This is a genomic window from Streptomonospora nanhaiensis (genome assembly GCF_013410565.1).
Taxonomy (GTDB): Bacteria; Actinomycetota; Actinomycetes; order Streptosporangiales; family Streptosporangiaceae; genus Streptomonospora; species Streptomonospora nanhaiensis.
Genome location: NZ_JACCFO010000001.1, coordinates 4,052,695 through 4,074,861, shown reverse-complemented (window position 1 = coordinate 4,074,861; position 22,167 = coordinate 4,052,695). Strand labels below are relative to the sequence as shown.

Genomic DNA, 22,167 nt, shown 5'->3' with positions numbered 1-22,167 from the left:
CTCCGTTCACAGGTGCTGGTTGATGTCGGCGGGGACGCGCAGGTGGCGGGGCAGCACCAGGCCCAGGGGCAGCGCGGCGGCGAAGGCCGCGTCCTGGGCGCCGTAGACCCTGCGCAGGCGCAGCCGGGCGCTGGCCGCGAGGTTGTCCACCGCGGCGGTGGCCTCGGGCAGCCGCGCGGGGTCGGTGACGGTGGCGGTGACCACCATGCCGAAGTTGACCAGGGCGGCGCCGGTGGCCTCCTCGCTGGCGGTGGCCTTGGCCTGGCGCATCGACACCACGTCGCGCGCCGAGGGTTTGGCCGTGGAGCTGGTGCGGAACTCGGCGTTGCGCAGGTCGGCCTCCACGATGGCGGCCGCCCGCGCCGGATCCAGCGGCCGGTAGAGCAGGGCGACCCGCTTGCGGGCGATATCGCGGTGGGGGGCGAGCAGGCGGGTCAGCACACTGGAGTGGACGGTGCCGCGCGGGGCCACGGTCATCTCCCAGCTGACCGACAGACCGCTGTCGTGGCGGTAGGTGTCCCAGGTTGCCTCGGCGGCGGCCGGGCCGATGTCGGACCAGTCCATCTCCACCGGCTCGTCCGTGGCGTGGGCCTGGTCGATGAGCTGGGCGGCCGCCGGGTCGTAGGCGGTTCGCACCACCTCGCACAGCTGCTGCGCCGGCATCGGGCGCGCGGCGCCTGCGCCGGTGCCGGCCAGGCCGGCGGTGAGCGCGGGCAGGCGCGCCGCGAGGTCGCGGCCGACCTCCTCGGGCGTGCGGCGCTTGCCGTCGGGACCGGCGGCGCGGAAGGTCAGCGCGATGTAGGCCCGCACCGCCGAGGAGCCCCGCGGGTAGGTGGCCGCCGCCTCCTCCAGCATGGCGCGCGCCAGTTCGGGGGCGTCGGGGTCGGTGTTGGCCGCGATCTCGCGGCGCAGCCGGCTTCCGGAGTCGGGCGCGGTCTCCACGGTGACCTGCGCGGCCTCCAGCCCGGGTTCCTCGCTGAGGTTGGCCAGCCACTGGCCCCACCCGGCCACCCACTGGTCGATCTGGGCTGAGTCGACCAGGGCGGAGCCGTCGGGGTCGGAGCCCAGCACGATCGTGTAGTGGCCGGTGAAGGGCACGTAGATCAGCGCGAAGCGCCGCCCGTAGGAGTCGGTGTGCTCGGAGAGCCGGGAGGGCGCGGCCAGGCCCGGCAGCTGGTGGGTGCCCCACGGCGTGCGGCCCAGCGGACCGGAGCGGTAAAGGTGCGCGCCGGCGCTGCGGGTGTTGGCCCACCCCAGGCGGGTGCCCAGCCGCGTGAGCAGGCTGCGGTCGTGGCGGTCCTTGACTAAAAGCACCAGCAGGACGCCGCCCAGCAGCAGGCCGCTGATGATCCCGGCGACCAGGCCGGAGACCATCACCAGGAGGACCGTGAAGATGAGCCCGCCCATGAGGATGGCGGTGCCCAGTGACCCCAGGCCCATGAGCCCGGCGGTGGTGGGGCGCCGCCAGTTGCCGTAGGTGCGGGGCGCCGTGCGGGTGTCAGCGGCTGCCATCGGGGTCCTCCACCGCGTCGTGGGCCATGTTCTCCATAGCGTGGACGCCCTTCCAGGCGTCCTCCTTGGCTTCCTCGGCTCCTGCCGCGGCGAACCCCGCCGGGCCGGCGGCCGCCTCGGCGGCTCCCTCGGCCGCGCCCTCTCCGGCGCCCTGGGCCGCGGGGCCGCCTCCCCCTCCGCCCAGCGCGGTGTCGGCACCCTGCGGTTCGTCCTTGGCCGTGGTCTTGGGCAGGGTGCGGTCATCCCCGTCCCCGGCGCCGCCGCCGGCGTCGGCCCCGCCGGCGTCCGCGGCGCCGGGGCTCCGCCCGGGCGCGGGCGCCGAACCCTGGGCGGCGCCGCCGCCGGCGCCCTCGCCCGAGGAGGCCCAGCGCACCGCGCCCTGACCGATCTCGCCGCCGACGGTGCTTGCGGCGCCGGCCATGGCACCGGCGCCGGGTGTGCCACCGGCGATGGCGGCCGCGGGCTGGACCATCCGCATCAGGGCGGGCAGCGCCACCAGCGCCACCAGCATCAGTGCGATCCCGGTGACCACGGAGCTGACGGTGGCCTCTCCGCCGTCGGTGGCCACCAGTTCGAACGCGGTGGCGTAGACGATGGCGGCGGCGGGCTTGTAGAGGATGAAGGCCAGGAGCCAGCCGCAGCACTTGCGGAACCAGCTCATGCCCATCTCGGTGTTGGTGAACGCCGCGGCCAGCGGCAGCACCGCCACCAGGATCACCAGCATGCCGTCGCGCACGATCAGCAGCAGGATCTGCACCAGGGACACCAGCATCGCCAGCGTGCCCAGCACGATGAGGGTGATGACGCCCAGCCCGGTGGAGCCGGCCTGGTTGCTGAGGTGGAGGAACTGCATCACCCGCTTGCCGAAGTCGCCGTCGGCGGCGTCCTCGATCACCCACTGGGCGAAGGAGTCGGCCGCGGCCACCATGAGCCCGACCGCGGTCACCCCGGCGCCGGAGACCACGGCGAAGGTGATGAGCGACTGGATGAGCGCCTTTCCGGGTTCGGCGCGCTGCTGCCAGGCCATCTTGGCCGCGCCGATGATGACCGAGAGGATGAGCGCCCCGGCGACGTACCACCACAGGTTCTGCTGGACCTCCACGACCGGCCCCGAGCCCTGGATGGAGGGTCCGCGGCCCACCAGCGCGGTGGCGATGCCGGTGGCCCCGCTGACCAGGACGGTGGCCGTCAGGACCAGGCCCAGGCGGCGCAGGTGGTCGGAACCCTCACCACGGCGGGTGTTGACCGCCATCAGCGCACCCGTGGCCACCAGGGCCAGCAGGCACACGGCCAGAGCCACCCAACTGGCCCATTCCAGGATCTGCACCAGGGCCAGCGTGTCACCGCGGCCCTCACCCGCGGGGGGCAGGTTGGACTGGGGGGCGCCCGTGCGCGGCTCGGTGTTGGTGATCAGGTCGGGGGTGTCCAGCATCGCCCAGGAGGCGCCCATGGCGGCGGTGATCTCGCCCAGGCCCTCAAGGATGGAGCGCGCCAGGGCGGCGAAGGCGTTCTGGATCGCGCCTTGCGCCAACTCCCGTCCCACACAGACGGGATTGCCCAGAACACAGCCCTCCTGTTGATCTTGGGCGGGGAGCATCTATCGACTTCCCGCGTCGGTGGGAACGAAGCCCACAAGGTCATTCAGCAAGGAGGCGGGGATCATCATCCCCCCGTTCTCACGGGTAACGACCTTCCAGTCCCCGTCCTCCCAGCGCAGGTCCACCACGAAGGACACCAACTGGTCCTCTTCCTCCATGAGCAGGGCCAGGTCAACGCGGGCGCGGTCGGTCCCGTAGGCCAGCAGCCGCACCCCGGCGATATCGCCCTGGGCGGTTCCGGCCCCGTCCGGGCCGACCCGCTCCAGGTCCCGCGCCATGGCTTGACGGCCAGGCCCTTCGGCCAGCAGGTGCGGCAGGACGTCGGGGTAGGCCAGAGCGGGGTCGGTGGCCTGAGCCGAGTAGTTGACGGCCGCGAACACCGCGCCGGTCGGGGAGTGGGCGTAGCAGTGGCGCAGCCCGCTCTCCTCCACCACACCAGGCCCCTGGTCCTCAACCGAGGGAGCCTCCATCACCCCGACCGGATCCCAGGTGGTGCCGTCGGGCCACTCGGTGAACGTGGTGCCTCCGCCGTCGGGCAGCCCGCAGGCGCTGTCGGAGCCGTCGGAGCGGGGAACGGCGGACTCCTCGGCGCCGGGCGCCTCGCCCTCGGGCGGCACTCCCTCTCCCTCGGCCGCTGTTTCCGGGGAGTCCTCGTCCTCGCCCAGGACCAGGCTCAGCGTGGTGGTGACCCCAGCCGCCACGATCGCCAGGACCACGATCACCGAGATGACGAAACTGCGGGATGCCAGCAGGCTTGCGGGACGCGGTTCGTCGGCGCCGTCGCTGCCGTACTCGCTGTCACTCACCGGAAACTCGCTTTCTGTGGGAGAAGAGGCTCACTCGCCACCGCCGCACTATTACTCTGCGTGATGGGTGAAGGCTGCGGAGGGGCGCCGGGCCCGCGCGCCGGCGGGGCCCAACGGCGCGCCGCGATGCGGCCGCTACGCGGTCGCGAGAAAGCTCACCAGCGAGGTCGCGCCGGCGATGACCACCACACCGCCCAGCACCATGCCGAGCCGACCCATGTGCTCTCCGCCCTCGCCCCGGCGCGCGCCGATGGCCATGGCCGCGCCGGCGGCCATGAGGCCCGCCAGGCACACGCCCAGTGCCACCCACTGCACCCACCGCAGGATGGCGAGGAGTCCTTCGGAGCCGGGGGGAGCCTCGGCACCGCCCGGGTCGGGCACAGCCATCGCCACGGCAACGAGAAGGTCGGTCATCGTCGGAAGCCTTTCCAGGATCAGGGGGTCGGGGGCGCGGCCGAGGGGACGGTCTCGGCGAAGAGGCGGTGTATGGCTCGCGGGGCGGTGGCCAAGGTGGGCGTCTGCAGCCGCCACTGCGGCACCCACGGGATGCGCCAGGTGCGGGGAACACCTCCCGAGACAAGGCGGGCCAGGTCGCGCAGCGGTCGCGGCAGGGCTCCCGGCGCGTCGGCGATGAGAACGAGGCCGAGCAGGTCCGCGGCGATGTCTCCACGCGCCCACTCGGTGGCGGCGTGCCGGGCACGCATCAGGCCGTAGTAGTGGGTGCGGGCGACGAGCACGACCGTGGGCGGGGTCGGTGTCACCGGCCACGCGTGTCCCGCGCCGTAGCCGTAGCGGCTCAGTTCGGCCAGCGTGCTCTCGCCGGCGCCCCCGTGGACCCCCATCCACCAGAGGGGCACCGTCCAGTTGACGGTGCGCCGGTGGATGCGCGGTCCCGCCGGAACAGGGACGTGCGGCTGGGGCCGGTCGGGCCCCTGGGGGGCGGAGAGCGGGGTGGGGGCCGTGGGGGGCCGAGGCGCGCGGGGGGCGCCCTCTAGCAGGGGGTTCGTTTCTGACATCGGCCTTTCCGCAATTCACCGACCGTTCTTCCGGGGAAGTCGACAGCAAAAACCCCGCAGCCGCAAGCCGCAGGCATTTCAGGCATGTCCTAATATAACAACGCCGTGTTGCGGCACCACTTACCCCAGAAGCCTCCCCACGTGCCGACTTTCCAACTAAGTACCGATTTGTCACTGATTTGCGGTAAAAGCCGAGCACAAAGGAACCCCGCAAACCGGTCAGTTCCCGACAATCCAGCGGGTTGACCAGGGACTCCGCCCAGAAGGAGGAGGGACGTTGCCGGACGATGCCGCCAAGGGCACCGTCACCGCCCTGGCTGTAGGCTGCCTCCCCCTGCTGCTGGTAGCCGGCCTCCTGGGCGTTGCCGTGATGTCGGGGGACTCGTGTTCCCCCACTTCGGGAGTGACCATTGATCCGGACGAATTGCCTGGTAACCCCATTGGGCAGGGCCAGTGGCAGGGCGAGCAGTTGACCAACGCCGCACTCATAATGAACGCCGGTGCCGAACTCGGCCTCAACATCCGCGACCAGACCATCGGCGTGATGACGGCAATGGGAGAGTCTTCACTCATCGTGATCGACCACGGTGACGCCGCCGGACCGGATTCCCGCGGCCTGTTCCAGCAGCGGGACAACGGCGCGTGGGGCGATTACGAGGACCGCATGGACCCGACCACGTCAGCCACCATGTTCTTCGAAAAGCTGAGGGAGGTCGACGGGCGGGAGCAGATGGAGCCGACGCTGGTCGCCCACGAGGTCCAGCGCAACGCGGACGCCTACCACTACGCTCCGTACTGGGAGGATGCCCAGGCTGTCGTCAGCGCGCTGGTCGGCCTCGACTCCGTGCCCCTCGCCGCCCGGTCGTGCTCGGAGTCGGGGGGCGGCGCCCCGCGGATCAGTGAGGACTGCGAGCCCGTCGCCAGCGGCATCCATCCCTCGGCCTGCCGGGCCTACGCGGCCATCGTGGCCGAATTCGGCCAATGGTGGGATCCCCGAGCCGGGGTCGGCTGCTACGACCCGCGCGAGTGGGACAACGGGCAGGGCGACCACCCGGTCGGGCAGGCCTGCGACTACATGGTGGCCCCCGGCGGGCAGCCGCCCACCCCTGAGATGCACGCCCGGGCCGTGCAGGTCGTCCAGTGGCTGATGGAGCACCACGAGGCTCTGGAGATCAAGTACATCATCTACGACGAGGCCATCTGGAACCCCGACCTCGACCCGCCCGGGCGGTGGGAGGACGTGCGGCGCTTCGAGCCCCAGTACGACGCCAACCACGTCGGGATCACGGCGGCCCACGTCGACCACGTGCACGTCTCGACAGGGCCCTGGCACAACGCCAACGGAAGGTAGGACGGTTGCGCCCCCGGACGCCGGGGGCGCGCGTCGTGCGTCCAGCGGTGCCGGGGCGGTCCGTCCGGTCAGGGGAGTTCGCGGGTGTACATCTCCAGGCGGATGTCGCGGGCGGCGGCCATGTGGGCCTCGGCCCGGGTGGCGGCCGTGTCGGCGTCGCGGGCGTCGATGGCCTCCACGATTGCGGCGTGCTCGGCCAACGCGTTCTCCCAGCGGCCCGGGGCGGTCAGGGTGGTGGCGGGGTAGCGGGCCAGGTGGTCGTTGAGGCGCATGAGCAGGTCGGTGAGCGTCTGGTTGTGGCCGGCTGCCCAGACGGTCTCGTGGAAGGCGCGGTTGGCGGCGGCCATCGCCATGCCGTCCGCGGCGTCGGTGGCGGCCATGGCCTCGGCGGCGGCGCGCAGGCGGGCCAGGTCGATGCGCGTGCGGCGCTCGGCCGCCGCCCGCGCCGCCGCTCCTTCGAGGACGATGCGGACCTCGTAGATCTCCAGGATCTCCTCGGGACTGCGCACCCGCACGCGCATGCCGCGGTCGCCGCGCTCGACCAGCCCGTCCTGCTGGAGGCGGCGCAGCGCCTCGCGGACCGGGGTGCGGCTGACCCCGTAGCGCTCCGCCAGGGCGACCTCGCCGAGCGGGGCCCCGGCGTCGAACTCGCCCGCGACGATCGCCGCCCTCAGCTCCTTGTACACATCCGCCACGGATGCCGCCTCCCAGGTCGCCCTGCCGCCGGGTGGTGCGCAGGGTCTCGCGCAACTCAGGTATACGAGTGTATGCACCATGTGCGTAGCGCGCACACGCGCCGCGGGCCGGCGCCGCGCGTGCCGGGCGGTGTCGGCCCCGCGCACTACTGTGGGGGCCATGCTGGAGCAGAGCCGATGATCTCGGTCACCCGCGCCCAGGTCGTGGCCTACCGGTTCGCCGCCCACGGGCTGGCCCCCGGCGGCGGGGCCGACCCCGGCACCGTCCTGGCCACCGGCCTGCAGGACTACCCGCCGGGCCGCAGCGCCGGCCTGGCGCTGCGGCTGCGCACCGGCGCCCCGCCGGACTCCTCGGCCGCGTCCACCGTGCTCGTGCACAGCGTCCGCGGCGCCCTGCACCTGCACCGCGCCGCCGACCTCCCCCGCCTGGCGGCGGCACTGCGCGTCGAGGACGGCCACGACCTCCTCCGCCAGTCCATCGGGGAGTTCGCCGCCGAGCTCGCCGACGACGGCCTGTCCTTCGGCACCGCGCTGGACGAGGTCGCCGCCGCCATGCGGGCCGAGATCGCCGAGCAGCCCGCCCCGACCAAGGGTGAGCTGAGCGCGGCGGTGAGCCCGCGGGTGGACCCCCGCACCACCCCGTGGTGCTCGGGGTGCGGTGCCGCGCACGTCCAGGACCAGCTCTTCCGCATGGCCACACTCCAGGCCGGCCTGGTCGTGCGCCTCGACCCCGGCGCCCCGGGCCGCTTCCGCTACCACGCCGCCGGTCCCGCCTCCGCGCCCGCCCCTGACCCCGACCCCGACCCCGGCTCCGCCCGCGCCGACCTGGTCCGCGCGTTCCTCGCGGCCTTCGGCCCCGCCAAGCCCGCCCACCTCGCCGCCTGGCTGGGCCTGGTGCCCGCGGCCGGCCGCCGCTGGTGGGACCGCGCCGCCGGCGGCCTCGAACGGGTCGAGGTCGACGGCGGGCGGTTCTGGTTTCACCCCGACCGCCTCGCGGCGCTCCAGGACTCCCCCGCGCCCGCGGGCGTGCGCCTGCTCCCGCCCCACGACCCCGTCACCGAACTCGCCGACCGCCCGCTGCTGCTGCCCGACCCCGCCCGCCGCCGTGCCGTGTGGCGGCCCGCTGCCAACCCCGGCGTGGTGCTGGTCGACGGCGAGATCGCCGGGGTGTGGCGGCAGCGCCGCGAACGCGCGGAGGCCGTCGTGCAGGTCGAGCCGTTCGCACCGCTGCCGGTCCCCCGGCGCGAGGCCGCCGCGGCCGACGCCGCCGTCATCGCCGAGCACACCGGGGCGTCCGGGTCGCGCCTCGTCTTCGCCTGACCGGCCGCGCCCCGCGCACGGCACACCCCCGCACCCCACACCGCGCCCCCGCGCCCCCGCGCGGAGCGCCGGCGAATGCCCGCGCGGCGCCGGGGCAGTGGTCGCCCACTATGGACGCGACTGCTCGAAGCGGAGAGCTGCACCGCATCACCGACTTCAGCGCCCTGGTGGACCTGGTCCGCGCGCGCGACGGGCTCTACCTGCGCTACTCCCACGGGCCTGAAGCCGACGCCCACACCCAGAGCCGGGACTACGAGAGCGGCCTGGACCTGCCGGGCCTGTCGTGCACGGTGCTCGACCCCGAGCCGTGGTGGACCCGCCCGCTGGAGGACTGGCTGGCGCGCCAGGTCCGCAAGTACGCCGATCTCGGCGAGGCCGAGGAGGACCGCTACGCCTGGATCCTGACCGGCCGCGTCACCGCGCGCGGCCCCGACCACGAGCCCCTGCTGGCCGATGTCGAGCCCGTGGCCCGCCTGGACGACGCCGTGGTCTGCCGCGCCCGCGACCTCTAACACGAGCGCTTCGACCCCGGCCGCGACTCCACGACCGCCTGAACGCGCGGCCCGGGGCCGCGCGGGCGCGCCCGCGCGCCCTGCGGGTGCGGTGCCGGCGGGCGGGCGCGCGGGCGGGGGCGGTAGGGTCGCCGGATGGCAGCTGAGCAGGACGTGGACGGCGGACCGGTGGTCTTCGAGTGCTCCGCCGAGGGTCCCGAGGTGCGCGGGGTGTCCTCCGCGCTCGACCTCATCGGCGAGGCGTGGGGCACCGGCGCGGAGGTGGTCGTGGTGCCCGTGGAGCGGGTGGCCGACGACTTCTTCTCGCTGCGCTCGGGCGTGGCCGGTGATCTGACGCAGAAGTTCGCGCAGTACGGGGTCCGGCTGGTGGTGCTGGGCGACATCTCCGACCGGGTGGCGCGCGGCACCGCGCTGCGGGACTTCGTGCGGGAGGCCAACCGGGGCCGCCACGTGTGGTTCGCGGCCACCCGCGAGGAACTGGCCGCCCGGCTGGCGGCCGGCTAGCCGTCCGGCGGAGCGGGCTCCCCTCTCGGACTCCCCGGACTCCCCCCGGACTCCCGCAGAGCATTCGTGCGCGCCGTCGTGAGGCCGCTCAGGCGGGAGCGCTCGCGCGGAAGTGCGCGTGCGCCCGCCGGTACCCCCGGCCGCGGCGGGCGGGCGGGCGGTGCCGCCGAGCCGCGAGCGGTCGGCGCGCGGCCGGCCGGTCCGCTGGGCGGCGGCGCCGCTCCGGCCGCCGCCTCAGTCCTCGGCGAACGCGCGCAGCAGGGCCGCGCGGTGGGTGCCGATGTAGGTGATGTCCGCCCGGTAGAGGTCGAGGTGCCCGCCGTCGATGTGGGCCTGGAACGCCGCGCTGCCCTGGGCCGCGCGCTCGCGCATGTGGGCGGTCAGCGCCTCCAGCCGCGCCACCGCGGTGTCGAGCAGCCGGGCGTCGGCCGGGCACCCGTAGGCGCGGCAGAACAGGGCGGCCCGCCGCCCCTGATCGCGGGGGCCGCCGAAGCTGTCGGGGTTGGCCGGCGCGTGCAGCGGCGCGAAGCGGTAGACGGCGTAGGCGACGTCCCACAGGCGCGGCCCCGGGTGCGCGGTGTCGAAGTCGATGAACCCGACGACGCGGCCGTCGCGCACCACGGAGTTGTAGGGCGCCACGTCGCCGTGGCACACCACCTCGGCCGGCGCGCGGGGCGGCAGCGCCCAGGTGTCGCCGGGGGCGGCGGCGAAGGCGGCGGTGGCGTCGTGCAGGCGGCGCAGCAGCGCGGCGGCCGAGGCCAGGAGCCCGGGGGTGCGCAGGCCGGGCGGCAGCGCCTCGTGGACGTCGCCGTGCAGGTAGGTGAGCACCTCGCGGCCCTCGGGGTCGAAGCCCAGCGGTTCGGGGGCGCCGTCGAACCCGTGTGCGCGCAGGTGCCGCAGCAGCCGGTGGACGGTGGGCGCGGCCGCGCCGGCGGGGCGGTGCACGGTGTCGCCGACCCGGAGCACCTCGTTGACGCCGCCGCGCATCCGGCCGGACTCGGGCATGGCCTGCCCCTTCGTCGTGCCGCACGGGGGCGGCGGTGGCGGGCGGGGTACTGTTCTGCCGAAAAGGCAGGATATCCGGCAGGCGGGGGCTCGCATGGAGGCAGTGCCGTGGAATCCTCCGGCCGTCCGCGAGATTCGCGGCCAGGGGTACGCCAACACCGTCGAGGTGGTGCCGCGCAACGCCGAGGACCGCCACCCCGACAACTACCAGGTGATCCGCACCCAGCGGGTGCAGGACCCCTACGACCTCCGCGTGCTCGACGAGGTGGAGGTGCTGCGCCTGCTCGACCACGTCCCGTTCGTGCCCCGGGTGTTCTCGGTCGCCTACCGGGGGTGGGGCGAACGCGTCCTGACGCACGACTACCTGGGCCTGGTCTTCGACGAGCCCCCGCCGCCGCCGGAGTTCCGGGCGAACCTGCACCACTACGTGTTCGAGAACCTGGACGCGATCGCGCGCACGGACTGGACCTCGCCGAAGCTGCGCGACGCCTACGAGGCCGCGCTGCTGCACCAGGCGGAGAACATCGCCTACCTGTGCGAGTCCGTGCCGGGCAGCGACCACATCCCGCTCCCGGTGTGGTCGGACTCCCCGAGCATGGAGGAGGCGCTGACCGCGAACGTCATCCGGTGCGCCCGGTTCGCCGAGCGCCGCTTCGGCGAGGACGGCCTGCGCCGGATGGGCCTGCTGACGGCGGGCGAACTGGAGCGGCGGCGCGAGCAGTTCCACACCCCGCCCGCCCCGGAGGGCCGCCCCACCCGCCTTGTCCACGGCGACCTCCACCTGGGCAACCTGACGGCGCGCTCGCGCAAGGTCGTGGACCCGACCGATCCGCCCTCCTACGCGGTGGGGATCGTGGACTGGGAGCTGGCCGGCTTCATGGGGCAGCGGAGCGGTCTCCGGCACGAGCGCGCCGTGGTCGAGCTGCGGTGGCGGCGTCAACCCGGCAAGCTGCGCGGGGAAATCCCGCCCCAGAGCGACATCCGGGCCGAACTGCTGCGGCTGACCGCTCAGTCGGCCTACACGGACGTGCTGCGGGCCACCGAGAAAGTCGCCGAAGGGGCCTCGGAGCGGCGGCTGTCGGTGGAGGCGGCGGTCAGGTCCGTCGTCGCCTTCCGCCAGTTGTTCCTCGGCCACGGCGACCCGGTCGAGACCCAGAACGCGGTGCGCGCCGTCGCCTTCGACGAACGAGCCAGCGGCCCCCGGTTCTCCCCGTACCCGCCGCAGCGCCTCAAGTGGCTGGTGCCCGCGACGGCGCCCGAGGCGCACGCCGCGGTCGCCGCCGACGTCCCCGGGGGTGTCTCTGTACTCGCGGGCGTGTCGCCCACCGCCGCCAAGAGCCGAGACCCGGGGTTCAAGGCCGCGCCCCGCGCCGGGGGGGGCCAACCGGGCCGGCGCCCCGCTGCGGCCGGGCGTCGTGGCGTCGCGCCCCGACGGCAGCCGGTACATTCCCCGCGGCAGGAGATGACACGTCCGGGCGGCGGATGCCGCCCGGGAGGGAGGGAAGGAACCGCGCGATGGTGCGCAGGGCGCAGGACCGTACCGACACCGGCGGCGCCGGGGCATGGCGGTGGAGCCGGACGGCGCAGACGCGGCGCACGTTCCTGGCGGCCGCGCGCGAGGTGTTCACCGAGAAGGGCTTCGCCGACGCGTCGGTGGCCGAGGTGGTGAAGCGGTCCGGGCAGAGCGTGGGCAGCCTCTACCACCACTTCGGCGGCAAGACCGAGCTGTACCTGGCGCTGTGGGAGCAGCACCAGGCCGAGCACGAGGAGAGCGCGGCCGCGGCGGTGGCGCGGGTGCGGGCGCGGGCCGGGGACGACCGGCTGGAGCAGTTCATCGCCGGCACGCGGGCCTACCTGCGCGGGTCCTGGGAGCGGCGGGACCTGGCGCGGCTGTTCGTGAGCGGCGACGGCCCCCCGGGGTTCGAGACGGTGCGGCGGGCGCGCGGGGGCGAGTGGGTGCGGCAGAACGCGGTGCTGCTGGACGCCCGGCAGGAGCCGGTGGACCGGTTCATGGTCTCCGTGCTGACCGTGGTGATCGGCGAGGCGGCGCGCGAGGTCGCCGAGTGCGCGAGCGAGGCGGAGGCCGAGGCGGTCGCCGAGGCCACGGCGGCGCTGATCCGGCGGATGGACCCGTTGACGCCGCTGGAGTAGCCGAACCGGGCCGGCCGGGGCGGCCGCTTCGCGCGGGCCGGGCCGGGGCGCGGATCACCGCTGAAAGAACCGGTTGCGGGTCTGGTCAGGAAATGTGACCCATGGCACTCTTGGGCCCATTACTAGAACACTCTTCTAGGAATGGAGTGTCATGGCGGCCGTCTCCCCGAGGACTCGTTGGAAACTGGGCGCACCGCGGGCGGGCGGCATCAGCGCCACGGACACCGCGCCCTACGGCTGGGCCCCGCTGGTGGTGCTCTTCCTCGTCGGGCTGGTCGACCGGATCGAGGCGTCCCTGCTGACCGGAACCCTGCCGCTGATCCAGGCGGAGTGGGGGTTCAGCGACACGGCGGCCGGCAGCATCCCCACCGCCGCCGCGATCGCCTCGGCGGCCATCGCCATCCCGGCCGGCTACCTCAGCGACCGCCACAACCGGACCCGCGTCATCGCGATCGTCGTGTTCTGCTGGGCGCTGGCCACGGTGGGCTCGGGCCTGGCCGTGGGGTTCGCGATGTTCTACGCCATGCGGGTGCTGCTGGCCACCGCCGAGCAGGTCGACAACCCCGCCTCCAGCAGCCTGCTGGCCGACTACTACCCCCCGACCAACCGGCCCAAGGCCTACGGCTGGGTGCGCATGACCACCTACCTCGGGGGGATCGGCACCATCCTCGCCGGCGTGCTGGGGGAGTTCCTGGGCTGGCGGGCGGCGTTCGTCATCATGGCGCTGCCCGGGGTGGTCGTCGCCCTCGTCTGCTGGCGGCTGGCCGAGCCCCGGCGCGGCCACCTCGACGCCCTCATCGCCCGCTCCGGCACCGCCGCGCCGGCCGACGCGGCGGCGGCCGCCGCCCGCACCGACCCGCCCGCCGCCCGCGCCTACGGCGGCGTGCCGGAGGCCGGGCCCGCGCCCGGCCCCGCCGACCCCGCAGCGGCTCCGCCGTTCGGCCGCCAGGTCCGCGAGGTCGCGGCCATCCCCACGCTGGGGCTGCTGTCGGTGGGCCTGATGTTCCTCACGGCCGGGCTGCTGGGGATCGCCTACTGGATGCCGAGCTACCTCACCCGCGCCCACGACGTCGGCACCGCGGCCGCCGGGTCGATCTCGGGGGCGATGTCGGTGCTCGGCGTCGTCACCGGCACCCTCGTCGGGGCGTGGCTGGGCCGCCGCGTGCACGGCGCCGTGCGCGGCGGGCGGGTCAGCCTCGCGGGCGTCGGAACGCTGCTGGGTGCCGCGGCGCTGGTCGCGGGCCTGCTGTCCGACTCGCTGCCGCTGTTCACGGCCATGCTGTTCCTGTCGTCGTTCTTCGGCGCCCTGGCGATCCCCTGCGTGATGGCGTCGGTGGCCGACGTGGTCGGCGCCCACTCGCGCGGCCTGGGGTTCGCCGCGCTGAACCTGCTGGTCACCGTGGGAACGGCGGTGGGACCGCTGGCGGTGGGCGTGGCCTCCGACGCCACCGGTTCGCTGGCCACGGCGTTCATCATCCTGTCGGTGCCCAAGGTGGTGGGCGGGCTGTGCATGCTCGCCGCCCGCTGGACCTTCGAGCGCGACGCCGAGAAGGTCCTGGTCGCCGCGCGGGCCTGACCGCCCGAAAAGGGGCGGGCGCCCACCGGCCGGTGGGCGCCCGCCTCGCGGATGCGGCGCGAAAGCGGTCCGCTCAGGCGGCGGCGTCCGCCGCCGGCGCCGGGGCGCCCGGCCGCCGCCAGATGCGCAGAATCCGGGCCAGCGCGATGAGCAGCAGCGCCGCGACCACCCCGCCGATCCCCAGCGCCCAGGGCCCGTAGTTGAGGGCGATGGCCGGCAGCAGCGCCGTGACCAGGCCGCCGCCCACGAACGGGCTGAAGAAGGGCGCCCGCAGCGCGTAGGCGCGCGCCGCGTCGGTCTTGAGGCCGGGGTCGGCGGTGCGCAGCAGCATCAGGCCCACCGAGGCCACCGCCGTGAGCGAGCCGAAGTTGACGATGGAGTGCTCGAACCAGGAGTCGCGGAACATGCGCGGCCCGGCCCAGTAGAAGAACCCCACCGCCACCGCGGCCGCCACCACCATGAGCAGGCTCAGCGGCACGATGTTGGCCAGCACGACCGGCACCGAGATCGAGGCCACCGCCGAGACGACGAGCAGGTCCAGGGCGGCGCCCTGGATGGCGCGCAGGCTGCCGGTGTCCACGGCCTCGCCCAGCCGGGTGCGGCCGATGACGGCCTGCACGACCGCGCCGCCGATCATGGCCAGCGGGAACAGCGGCACGCCCGGCACGACCAGGCCCAGCAGGTACTGCAGCACCCAGCCGATGAAGACGGCCACCGCGATCAGCGCGCCGTGGAAGGCCAGCCCGTCGACCAGGTCGCGGTTGAGGGTGACGCTGCCCAGGCCGGAGCGCTCCTCGCGGGGCAGGATCTCCGGCGCGGTCTCGCTGCCGGTGCCGCCGCTGCCGGCGGCGTGGCGCAGGTGGCCGCGCCGGGCGCCGATGTTGATCAGCACCATGCCCATGACGATGCCGAAGATCAGGCCGCCGGTGGCCGAGGCGAGTCCGAGCGGGCCGCCGTCGGCCCAGCCCAGGTCGGCGTAGACGGGCGCCATGCCGCCGGCGGTGCCGTGGCCGCCGGGCCAGCCCACCTCGATGAGCGTGCCGAACATGGGCCCGACGTCCCACACCGGCATCAGCAGCGCGCCGCACACCAGCATCGGGACGCCGATCATCAGGAAGTCGCCGATGTAGCCGAACAGCAGCTGCGGCGCGATGAGGTGGTAGCTCTGCCGCACGTTGGGGATGCGCACGCCGATCAGCATCGGCGCGAACACCACGGTGATGAGGATGCCCGGCAGCCCGGCCCACGTGGTGATCATGCTCTCGGGGAACAGGCCGGCGCCGTAGGGGCCGAGCGCGGCGCCCAGCACGCCGCCGATCAGCGCGGCCGGGATGAACAGCCGGCGCAGCGGCGCGAGGAGCAGCCGCAGGACCACGCCCGCGAGGATCAGCAGCCCGAGGGCGGTGAGGGCGAAGAAGAGGGTGTTGACGGTGTCGCCGCCGACTTCGGCTGTGGGGAACATGGCGCTCCTTGCGGGCAGATGGCCGGTTGGGGGGATTCAGGGAAGGGCTCCCGCGCACCCGCGGCGCCGCGCGGGCGCGGTGGGCGCGCGGGGGTCAGGGGCGGCGGGCGAACCGCGCCGCCGTGAAGGGCGCCAGGCTGTCGGGGCGCGCGCCCGTGCGCGCCCAGAAGGCCAGCGCCTCGGCCACCGCCGGGGCGATGGCGAACCCGTGCCCGGTCCAGCCGGTGCCCACGAAGGCGTTGGCGGTGCCGGGGACGCGGTCGATGACGGGGATCTCGTCGGCGCTGCACGACTCCGGGCGGGAGGCGTCGGCGAGGTCGAGTTCGGCGTCGGCGAGCGCGGCGTAGACCTCGGCGGCGGTGGCCAGGTTGCCGCGCACGTTGGCCTCGACGGGCTCACCCCGGCCGAGGTCGGGGTTCCACCGGCCGCGCCAGCCGCCGCTGACCATGACGCTGCCGTCGGGCAGCGGCTTGAGGGAGAGCGAGCGGTGGTCGTGGCCGATGAGGTGGGTCATGGGCGGGTCGGCCTTGGGCCGCACGCGCAGCGCCTGGGGCAGGACGCGCCACACGGGCAGGTCGACCCCGAAGGCGTCGCGCAGCAGGTCGGGGGCGCCGGTGTTGTTGAGCACCAGCAGGGCGCGGCCGACCTCGATCCGCTCGCCGCCGGCGGTGGTGACGGCGGTGACGCGCCCGCCGGAGCGCTCGACGCCGGTGACGGGGGTGTGCTCCCGCACGGCCGCGCCGCGCTCGCGGGCGGCGGCGGCGAAGGCGGTCGTGGTGGCGGTGTGGTCGGCGGTGCCGTCGAGGGGGCAGTAGAGGGCGCCGCGCACGGCCGGGCCGAGGTGGGGTTCGAGGTCGAGGACGCGGTCGCGGTCGAGCACCTCGGTGGGCACCCCCTGGGCGGTCTGCGCGGCGGCGTGGGCGTGCGCCGCGACCAGGCCGCCCCGGGTGCCGGTGGTCTCCTGCTCGATGAGGTTGAGGCCGCCGGTGCGCCGGTAGCCGGTGTCGTGGCCCAGGCGGTCCGCCAGGGTGGGCCACAGCCGGTAGGCGGCCCGCATCAGCGGAAGCTCGCGCAGGTCGCGGCGGTTTCCGCGGACGCCGCGCCGCCCGAAGCCGCCCGAGGCGCCGGAGGCCAGGCCGGCGGCTTCGAGGAGGAGGACGTCCTCTCCGGCGTCGGCGAGCATCCAGGCGGCGGCGCAGCCGTGGACGCCGCCGCCGATAATCACGAACTGGTGTTTCATCGGGTTCGGTTCCTTGCGACGAGATCTGCTTCACAGTGAGCGTAGTATTCACTTCATGTTCGATTCAAGGATGAAATGAAAACTTCACAGATGTCCGGCGGTCCGGACGGTCCCGGTGACGAGGGCAAAGACGGCGGCGGTGGCGGCGCGGCGGCCGGGCACGGCGCCGAGGACGGCGGGTTCCGCGCCCGGGTGACCGCGCGGCTGGCGCGGCTGTCGCCCCGCGAGCGCGCGGTCACCGACTTCCTGCTGAACCGCCCGGCCGAGGCCGTGACGGCGTCGGCCGCCCAGCTCGCGGCCATGACCGGCACCAGCGACGCGACCGTGGTGCGCACCGCCCGCTCGCTGGGCTACAGCGGGCTGCGTGAGCTGAAGCGGTCGGTCCTGGACATGCTGACCGCGCGGCGCGACCCCGCCCTCGTGCTCGACCAGCGCCTGGAGGGCCTGGGCGGCGCCCCGGTGCTGGAGCGCGTGATCGCCGACAGCGCCGACCTGCTGCGCCGGCTGCCCGACGTGCTGGACGCGTCGGCGTTCGCGGCGGCGGTGGAGGCGATGGCCGGCGCCGAGCGGGTGGTGGCCTACGGGATCGGCCCGGCGTCGGCGACCGCCCGCTACCTGGCGATCGAGGTCGGCCGGCTGGGCCGGCGCAGCCGGGCGGTGGAGGCGTCGGGGTTCCGGCTGGCCGACGACCTGCTGGACATCGGTGCGGGCGACGTGGTGGTCGTGGTGGCGCCGCTGCGGCTGTTCCGGGAGATCGAGGCCCTGCTGGACCACTGCGCGGAGGCGGGCGCGGAGGTCGTGGTGATCACCGAGGCCCTGGGCCCGGCCGTGCGCGGCCGCGTGCGCACGGTCCTGGTGACCCCGCCCTCCACAGCGGGCGCGGCCGACGAGAACTTCGCCCCGTGGCTGGTGGCCCACGCCCTCACCATGGACCTGGCCGCCCGCGACCGCTCGGGCTCGGTGGCCGCCCGCCAGCGCCTCAACCGCCTGCGCGCCGCGATCGCGGGCACCGAGATCGACGTCGACGTGGTGTCACCGGCCCCGAGCGGGCAACCGCCCCGGGGGGGCGCCTGAGCGGCCCCGCCCCGGCAGCGGGCCGGGGGCCGGCCGGAACGGCGGGGCGCGGAGGGCTCAGGGCCGCCGGGGCGGCCGTCGCGGTGGCATGCTGGAGAGGTCCCCAGCCTCTCCACCCGAAAGGCGCCAGGTGCCCGAGGTTCCCCAGCGTGTGATCGTCGAGCGGGCGCTGCCCACGCCCCCGTCCGTACGCGGCTCCACAAGCCTGTACCTCACCGAGGCGGGCCGCCAGGGGATCGCGGCCGAACGGAAGATGCTGTTCGTCGGCACCGAACCGGCCGCCGAGCACGTCGCCGCCGCCCTGGAGGTGCCGCCCGGATCCCCGGTGGTCGCCCGCCGCAAGATGTTCTGGGCCGAGGGTGTCCCCGTGCGGATCGCGACCAGCTTCTTCCGCCCCGACGTCGCGGAGGGCACCCGCCTCGCCGACGAAGGCTTCGTCCTGCCCACCCTCCAGGCCGCGATCGAGGAACTGGGCCACACCTTCGCCCGCGCCGATGAGACCCTGACGGCCCGCCCGCCCACGCCGTACGAGGCGGACCTGCTCGGCGTCGCCGGCGAATGGGTGGTGCAGATCCTGCGCGTCAGCACCAGCACGGCCCGGATCCCCGTCCACGCCCTGGAGACGGTCTGCGCCGCCTCCCGCCACGTCTTCCGGATCGGCCAGGCCGCCGGCAACGACCGGTTCTGACCCCGGCCTCCCGCCGGGAGGCCGGGGCGGCCGGGGCGGTCAGACCCGTCCGCTGCCTCGGCAGCCCGGCCAGGGGCGCCTCCGTTGGCCCAACCCCGCCACACCGCCCGGGCGGCGCCGGGCGGCCCCCGGCGGGGTCTCCCGCGCCGGGGGCCGCGCGCGCATCGGGGCCGGGTCAGCCGATGAAGCGGTCCATCCAGTCGTCGTGGGCGGCGACGCTGGTGTAGATGTCGGGCGTGGTGCCGCAGACGCTGCCGACTCCTCGGGAGTCGACGCCCGCGACGCGCCACTCGCCGCGGACCCGGGTCAGCAGGGGCGAGCCCGAGTCGCCGCCGCAGGGGCCGCGCACGCCCTCCGGGTTGTCGGTGCAGATGTCGCCGGCGCGGATGCCCCAGGCGCCGTCGCCCTCCTCGTCCACCTGGCACTCCCGGGCCGAGGCGGGCAGGGTGACGGTGTCCAGTTGCTGGAGCTGCTCGGGCAGCTGGCTGGGGTCGTTGGCGTCGGTGCTGGTGTAGCCCCAGCCGATCTGGCGGACCTCCGTGCCCGGCCGGGGCATGCGGCGGTCCAGGCGGATCGGCTCGACCGGGGCCTCCTCGGCCAGGCGCAGCAGGGCGATGTCGGCGCCGGAGCCCTCGTCGGCCAGGTACCGGTAGTCGGGGTGCACCTCGATGCCGGCGACCTGGACCACGTGCCCGCCCTGGGTCCGGTCGTTGGAGCCCAGCCGCAGGTGGAACATCCCGGGGTCCAGCACCTCGAAGGGCTCGCCGCTGTCGCTGAGGGCGGTGACGCAGTGGGCGGCGGTGACCACCCACTCCTCGTCGACCAGGGCGCCGGTGCAGCGGTGGGAATCGGGCACGCCGTTGCGCTCGTACTGCAGTGACGCCGCGAAGGGGTAGGGCTGGTCGGCGGGCTCGCCGCCGATGATCATGGGGGTGGGGCCGGTGGAGGGCTCGGGCTCGTCGGCGTGGGCGGTGCCCGCCCCCGTCACGGCGCCCAGCGCCACCGCCGCCAGCGCGGCGCCGCCCAGCATCCGCAGGCCGCGCCGCGGCCGGGCGGAGGCGGTGCGCGCGGTGCGCGCGGGCCCGTCGTCCGCGCCGTGGTCCCGCGACCGCACGTCGTTGACCGTTGACCCAGGCAGCTCCGATCCGTGTGGTGCCGGTGGCCCACGGGGGCGGGGCACCGGTACGGCTCAGGGGCGCCCCCGCGCGGCGGCGGACGCGGGCCGGGAGGCGGGCGCGCGCCGATGGGTTGTATGCGATTTGCATACACAAGCGCGGCTCGCCGCCGTCCGCGCGGCGCCGTCGGCGGTTGCCGAAACGTGGGTCCGGCAGGCGCCCGCGGCGCCCGCATGTCGCTTTGCCGCGCGGAACAGTACCGCTTTCGACGTGTTTGGTAAATGTTCGTCACGTCTGCGGTGGTAGCGGCATCGGATGCCGAAAAGCCGTGCCCCGCAGGCGATGCGCGCACGCGTCGGCGCGGCGGGCGGGGCGCTCCGGGAGCGCCCCGCCCGCCGCATCGGCACCGCCGGCCGCGGTGCCGGACCGGAGCCCTCCCACGCGCCTAGGAGGGCTCCGGTGTCCTTGGGGGCCGGTTCTACGGCGCGGCCAGCGCCTCGGTGGGCGACAGGCGCGAGGCGCGGATCGCCGGGTACAGGCCGGCCAGGCCGCCGATCACCAGCGTCGCGGCCACGCCGCCGAGCACCGCCCAGGCCGGCACGACGACCGGCCCACGTCGTGGCCGTCCACGACCACCTGCCCGGTGGTGGGCAGCGGGTAGTCGGCCGCGGCCTCCTGCGCGTCGTCGCCCTCCAGCGCCACGACCACCTCGATGACGGTCTGGGCGTCCTGCTGCTCGGTGGCGGGCTCGATGACGGTGGTGACCTCCTCCACGGCGCCCGCGACGGTCTGGCCGTCGGGCAGGGTCACCTCGACCTCGCCGCCGTCCTCGACCAGGCGCTGGTCGGCGGGCTCCAGCTCGGTGGTGACCAGCTTCTCGGTGCCGGTGTAGTCCAGCACGGGCGCGCCGGGCTGGACCTGGCCCCCCTCCTCGGCCTGGAGGCTGTCGACGCGCACGGCGCCCGGGGCGAACAGCACGCTGCCCAGCTCGACGGTGCCCGTGACCTCCAGGCCGCGGTCGTCCTGCCACTCCATGACGGCCGCCGCCGTGCCCTCGGTGAACGCCGAGTCGACGGTGAACCCGCCGTAGCCCAGCTTGCTGAGGTTGCGCTCCAGCTGCTCGACGTCGGCGCCCTCGGTCCCCACCGCCATCGGGCGGTAGGCGGGCTCGTCGCCGTACATGACGGTGACGGGGCGGTTGTCGACCTCGAACAGGGTCTCGCCGCGGCCGACCTCCGCGCCGGTGCCGGGCACCCGCGTCAGCGTGCCGCCGGCGCGGGCCGCGGCGGTGGCGGCCGGGCCGAACCCGAGTTCTCCCGAGGCGGTCTCGACGTCGCTGATGGTCTCGCGGGCGACCTCGGTGGTGGCCGGCGGCAGCCCGCTGGACGCCTCGCTCTCGGGGGTGCCCCCGCCCAGGCCGTAGGCGAGCGCCCCGCCGGCGGCGGCCAGCAGGACCGCGCCGGCGGCGGCGGTGAGGGCGCGGCGGCGGCCCCAGCGGCGCCGGGACCGCGCGGGGCGCGGCCCGCCGTCCGGGGCGTCCGCCGGTGCGGGAGCGGCCCCGGCGCCGCCTTCCGCGCCGTCCTCGGCCCCGCTCCGCGCGGCGCCAGCCCGCGCGGCGCCCGAGGGCGCCGCGGGCGCCCCCGAGGCCGCCTCCGGGTCCGCGCGGGACTCGTGCCGCCCCGGCGGGGCCACGGGGTCCCCGGCGCCGCCGCGCCCCTCCACGACCGGTTCGCCCATCACTGGCCTCCCCCGCTGGGACCGCCGTTGGGCAGGTGCTCCCGGCACGTCTCCATGGCCTCCTCAAGCTGGGGGTCGGCCTTCAGCTCGGGCGTGATCATGATCCCGACCCGGCCGGGCTCGGGGTCGGGGTAGTCCTCCACACCCTCCTCGCGCATGCACTCGGCGAACTCCTGGGCGGCCTCCTGCATCTCCGGGTCGGGTTCGCCGCCGGCGGTACCGCCCATGCGGTACTCCTCGCACTCGCGCATGGCGCTGTCCATGGTCAATCGTGCTGTGTGATGGCATGGCGCCCGGCTGGAGAAGCTGAACGCCGAAGCGGCCATCCGCTACCTGAACACCGAGTACAGCAGCTGCGCGTGGACGGCTTCCCCCGACGGTCTCCAGGCGGGAGACCTGTGGGTGACCACCTACCTGCCGCTGTCGGAGGAGACGGCGGACCTCGCCCTAGAGCGGCACGCCGAGGGGCAGCGGCTCGCAACCGGGCCCGACGAGCTTTTCCGCCTCCAGCGCGACCAGCTCAGCGATCCGGCGTGGCTCGGTGACGATACGCCCAAGATTGAGGACCACCGAGAAGAACCCCGCCGCTTCGGCGACCGCAGTGTGCTCGTCCATGTGCATTCGGTGGCACGGCAGAACGAATACACCGCCACCACCAGCCTCCTGGTGCTGGACGGCGAACGCCTCACGGCCGTCGAGTACTCCGTGACCGACCACGCGCCGATACGCGAATCCGGCGGCGTCGTCTCCCTGCTGGAAACCATCGCCGAGGACATGGGCTGGTAGCTCGCGGGCCGCCCCGTCC

Annotated in this window: 22 protein-coding genes; 10 read left to right on the top strand and 12 right to left on the bottom strand. The window is 75.0% G+C overall.

The window, feature by feature from the left end:
• Window positions 1-6: 6 nt before the first annotated feature.
• From HNR12_RS17950 to HNR12_RS17930, 5 genes are all read right to left on the bottom strand, one after another.
• Window positions 7-1,512, bottom strand: coding sequence for an SCO6880 family protein (locus HNR12_RS17950; RefSeq protein ID WP_179768708.1), 1,506 nt, complete (start codon window positions 1,510-1,512; stop codon window positions 7-9).
• Window positions 1,499-3,055: a hypothetical protein gene (locus tag HNR12_RS17945; RefSeq protein ID WP_179768707.1), complete on the bottom strand. Its 1,557-nt coding sequence runs from the start codon at window positions 3,053-3,055 to the stop codon at window positions 1,499-1,501. Before HNR12_RS17945 ends, HNR12_RS17950 begins: the two co-directional genes overlap by 14 nt.
• Window positions 3,056-3,109: 54 nt before the next feature.
• Complete coding sequence (locus HNR12_RS17940; RefSeq protein WP_179768706.1) at window positions 3,110-3,916, bottom strand: hypothetical protein; 807 nt, start codon at window positions 3,914-3,916, stop codon at window positions 3,110-3,112.
• A 135-nt stretch (window positions 3,917-4,051) separates the two neighbouring features.
• Complete coding sequence (locus HNR12_RS17935; RefSeq protein ID WP_179768705.1) at window positions 4,052-4,330, bottom strand: hypothetical protein; 279 nt, start codon at window positions 4,328-4,330, stop codon at window positions 4,052-4,054.
• A 20-nt stretch (window positions 4,331-4,350) separates the two neighbouring features.
• Complete coding sequence (locus HNR12_RS17930) at window positions 4,351-4,773, bottom strand: DUF6668 family protein (RefSeq protein ID WP_218901973.1); 423 nt, start codon at window positions 4,771-4,773, stop codon at window positions 4,351-4,353.
• A gap of 562 nt (window positions 4,774-5,335) precedes the next feature.
• Here HNR12_RS17930 and HNR12_RS17925 point away from each other — a divergent pair.
• Window positions 5,336-6,283, top strand: a complete 948-nt coding sequence (locus HNR12_RS17925) for a hypothetical protein (protein WP_179768704.1) — start codon at window positions 5,336-5,338, stop codon at window positions 6,281-6,283.
• 68 nt (window positions 6,284-6,351) lie between these two features.
• On the opposite strand, the gene HNR12_RS17920 is transcribed toward HNR12_RS17925, so the two are convergent.
• Window positions 6,352-6,978 (bottom strand): GntR family transcriptional regulator, encoded by a 627-nt coding sequence (locus tag HNR12_RS17920; RefSeq protein WP_217781283.1) that lies wholly within the window; start codon window positions 6,976-6,978, stop codon window positions 6,352-6,354.
• Window positions 6,979-7,155: 177 nt separating this feature from the next.
• On the opposite strand from HNR12_RS17920, the gene HNR12_RS17915 reads away from it, so the two are divergent.
• The 3 genes from HNR12_RS17915 to HNR12_RS17905 all read left to right on the top strand — a co-directional run bounded on the left by HNR12_RS17915 (window position 7,156) and on the right by HNR12_RS17905 (window position 9,314).
• Window positions 7,156-8,298 (top strand): winged helix DNA-binding domain-containing protein, encoded by a 1,143-nt coding sequence (locus tag HNR12_RS17915; RefSeq protein ID WP_179768702.1) that lies wholly within the window; start codon window positions 7,156-7,158, stop codon window positions 8,296-8,298.
• Window positions 8,299-8,408: 110 nt separating this feature from the next.
• Window positions 8,409-8,810, top strand: a complete 402-nt coding sequence (locus HNR12_RS17910) for a DUF6098 family protein (RefSeq protein ID WP_179768701.1) — start codon at window positions 8,409-8,411, stop codon at window positions 8,808-8,810.
• A 135-nt stretch (window positions 8,811-8,945) separates the two neighbouring features.
• Entirely contained in the window at window positions 8,946-9,314 is a 369-nt protein-coding gene (locus tag HNR12_RS17905; protein WP_179768700.1) for a DUF4180 domain-containing protein, read from the top strand.
• A 234-nt stretch (window positions 9,315-9,548) separates the two neighbouring features.
• On the opposite strand, the gene HNR12_RS17900 is transcribed toward HNR12_RS17905, so the two are convergent.
• Entirely contained in the window at window positions 9,549-10,319 is a 771-nt protein-coding gene (locus HNR12_RS17900) for a phosphotransferase (RefSeq protein ID WP_179768699.1), read from the bottom strand.
• Window positions 10,320-10,422: 103 nt separating this feature from the next.
• Here HNR12_RS17900 and HNR12_RS28595 point away from each other — a divergent pair, with 103 nt between their 5' ends.
• From HNR12_RS28595 to HNR12_RS17890, 3 genes are all read left to right on the top strand, one after another.
• Entirely contained in the window at window positions 10,423-11,988 is a 1,566-nt protein-coding gene (locus HNR12_RS28595) for a phosphotransferase (protein WP_338119786.1), read from the top strand.
• Window positions 11,940-12,470, top strand: a complete 531-nt coding sequence (locus HNR12_RS17895) for a TetR/AcrR family transcriptional regulator (RefSeq protein ID WP_338119785.1) — start codon at window positions 11,940-11,942, stop codon at window positions 12,468-12,470. Before HNR12_RS28595 ends, HNR12_RS17895 begins: the two co-directional genes overlap by 49 nt.
• 151 nt (window positions 12,471-12,621) lie before the next feature.
• Complete coding sequence (locus HNR12_RS17890) at window positions 12,622-14,046, top strand: MFS transporter (protein ID WP_179768697.1); 1,425 nt, start codon at window positions 12,622-12,624, stop codon at window positions 14,044-14,046.
• A gap of 73 nt (window positions 14,047-14,119) precedes the next feature.
• Here HNR12_RS17890 and HNR12_RS17885 read toward each other — a convergent pair whose 3' ends face one another.
• The gene (locus HNR12_RS17885; protein ID WP_179768696.1) at window positions 14,120-15,508 is read right to left on the bottom strand and encodes a sodium/glutamate symporter; all 1,389 of its coding nucleotides are present in this window, start codon (window positions 15,506-15,508) and stop codon (window positions 14,120-14,122) included.
• A gap of 94 nt (window positions 15,509-15,602) precedes the next feature.
• Complete coding sequence (locus HNR12_RS17880; protein ID WP_179768695.1) at window positions 15,603-16,748, bottom strand: NAD(P)/FAD-dependent oxidoreductase; 1,146 nt, start codon at window positions 16,746-16,748, stop codon at window positions 15,603-15,605.
• A gap of 90 nt (window positions 16,749-16,838) precedes the next feature.
• Between HNR12_RS17880 and HNR12_RS17875 the strand changes: the two genes are divergently transcribed.
• Together HNR12_RS17875 and HNR12_RS17870 are read left to right on the top strand one after the other, a co-directional pair.
• Window positions 16,839-17,822 carry a MurR/RpiR family transcriptional regulator gene (locus HNR12_RS17875; protein WP_218901972.1) on the top strand — a complete coding sequence of 328 codons (984 nt, stop codon included), beginning with the start codon at window positions 16,839-16,841 and terminating at the stop codon, window positions 17,820-17,822.
• A 130-nt stretch (window positions 17,823-17,952) separates the two neighbouring features.
• Window positions 17,953-18,510 carry a GntR family transcriptional regulator gene (locus HNR12_RS17870; RefSeq protein WP_308118652.1) on the top strand — a complete coding sequence of 186 codons (558 nt, stop codon included), beginning with the start codon at window positions 17,953-17,955 and terminating at the stop codon, window positions 18,508-18,510.
• Between the two features lie 175 nt (window positions 18,511-18,685).
• On the opposite strand, the gene HNR12_RS17865 is transcribed toward HNR12_RS17870, so the two are convergent.
• The 3 genes from HNR12_RS17865 to HNR12_RS17850 all read right to left on the bottom strand — a co-directional run bounded on the left by HNR12_RS17865 (window position 18,686) and on the right by HNR12_RS17850 (window position 21,631).
• Window positions 18,686-19,624: a S1 family peptidase gene (locus HNR12_RS17865; protein ID WP_218901971.1), complete on the bottom strand. Its 939-nt coding sequence runs from the start codon at window positions 19,622-19,624 to the stop codon at window positions 18,686-18,688.
• A gap of 556 nt (window positions 19,625-20,180) precedes the next feature.
• The gene (locus HNR12_RS17855; RefSeq protein ID WP_179768693.1) at window positions 20,181-21,362 is read right to left on the bottom strand and encodes a peptidoglycan-binding protein; all 1,182 of its coding nucleotides are present in this window, start codon (window positions 21,360-21,362) and stop codon (window positions 20,181-20,183) included.
• Window positions 21,362-21,631: a hypothetical protein gene (locus HNR12_RS17850; protein WP_179768692.1), complete on the bottom strand. Its 270-nt coding sequence runs from the start codon at window positions 21,629-21,631 to the stop codon at window positions 21,362-21,364. The genes HNR12_RS17855 and HNR12_RS17850 overlap by 1 nt, the downstream gene beginning before the upstream one ends.
• 133 nt (window positions 21,632-21,764) lie before the next feature.
• On the opposite strand from HNR12_RS17850, the gene HNR12_RS17845 reads away from it, so the two are divergent.
• Complete coding sequence (locus HNR12_RS17845) at window positions 21,765-22,148, top strand: hypothetical protein (protein ID WP_179768691.1); 384 nt, start codon at window positions 21,765-21,767, stop codon at window positions 22,146-22,148.
• Window positions 22,149-22,167 lie beyond the last annotated feature (19 nt).

Coding starts and splice junctions, on each gene's coding strand:
- HNR12_RS17950 (WP_179768708.1), bottom strand. CDS start 1,512: ATGGCAGCCGCTGACACCCGCACGGCGCCCCGCACCTACGGCAACTGG.
- HNR12_RS17935 (WP_179768705.1), bottom strand. CDS start 4,330: ATGACCGACCTTCTCGTTGCCGTGGCGATGGCTGTGCCCGACCCGGGC.
- HNR12_RS17915 (WP_179768702.1), top strand. CDS start 7,156: ATGATCTCGGTCACCCGCGCCCAGGTCGTGGCCTACCGGTTCGCCGCC.
- HNR12_RS17910 (WP_179768701.1), top strand. CDS start 8,409: ATGGACGCGACTGCTCGAAGCGGAGAGCTGCACCGCATCACCGACTTC.
- HNR12_RS17905 (WP_179768700.1), top strand. CDS start 8,946: ATGGCAGCTGAGCAGGACGTGGACGGCGGACCGGTGGTCTTCGAGTGC.
- HNR12_RS17900 (WP_179768699.1), bottom strand. CDS start 10,319: ATGCCCGAGTCCGGCCGGATGCGCGGCGGCGTCAACGAGGTGCTCCGG.
- HNR12_RS17890 (WP_179768697.1), top strand. CDS start 12,622: ATGGCGGCCGTCTCCCCGAGGACTCGTTGGAAACTGGGCGCACCGCGG.
- HNR12_RS17885 (WP_179768696.1), bottom strand. CDS start 15,508: ATGTTCCCCACAGCCGAAGTCGGCGGCGACACCGTCAACACCCTCTTC.
- HNR12_RS17880 (WP_179768695.1), bottom strand. CDS start 16,748: ATGAAACACCAGTTCGTGATTATCGGCGGCGGCGTCCACGGCTGCGCC.
- HNR12_RS17875 (WP_218901972.1), top strand. CDS start 16,839: ATGTCCGGCGGTCCGGACGGTCCCGGTGACGAGGGCAAAGACGGCGGC.
- HNR12_RS17855 (WP_179768693.1), bottom strand. CDS start 21,362: ATGGGCGAACCGGTCGTGGAGGGGCGCGGCGGCGCCGGGGACCCCGTG.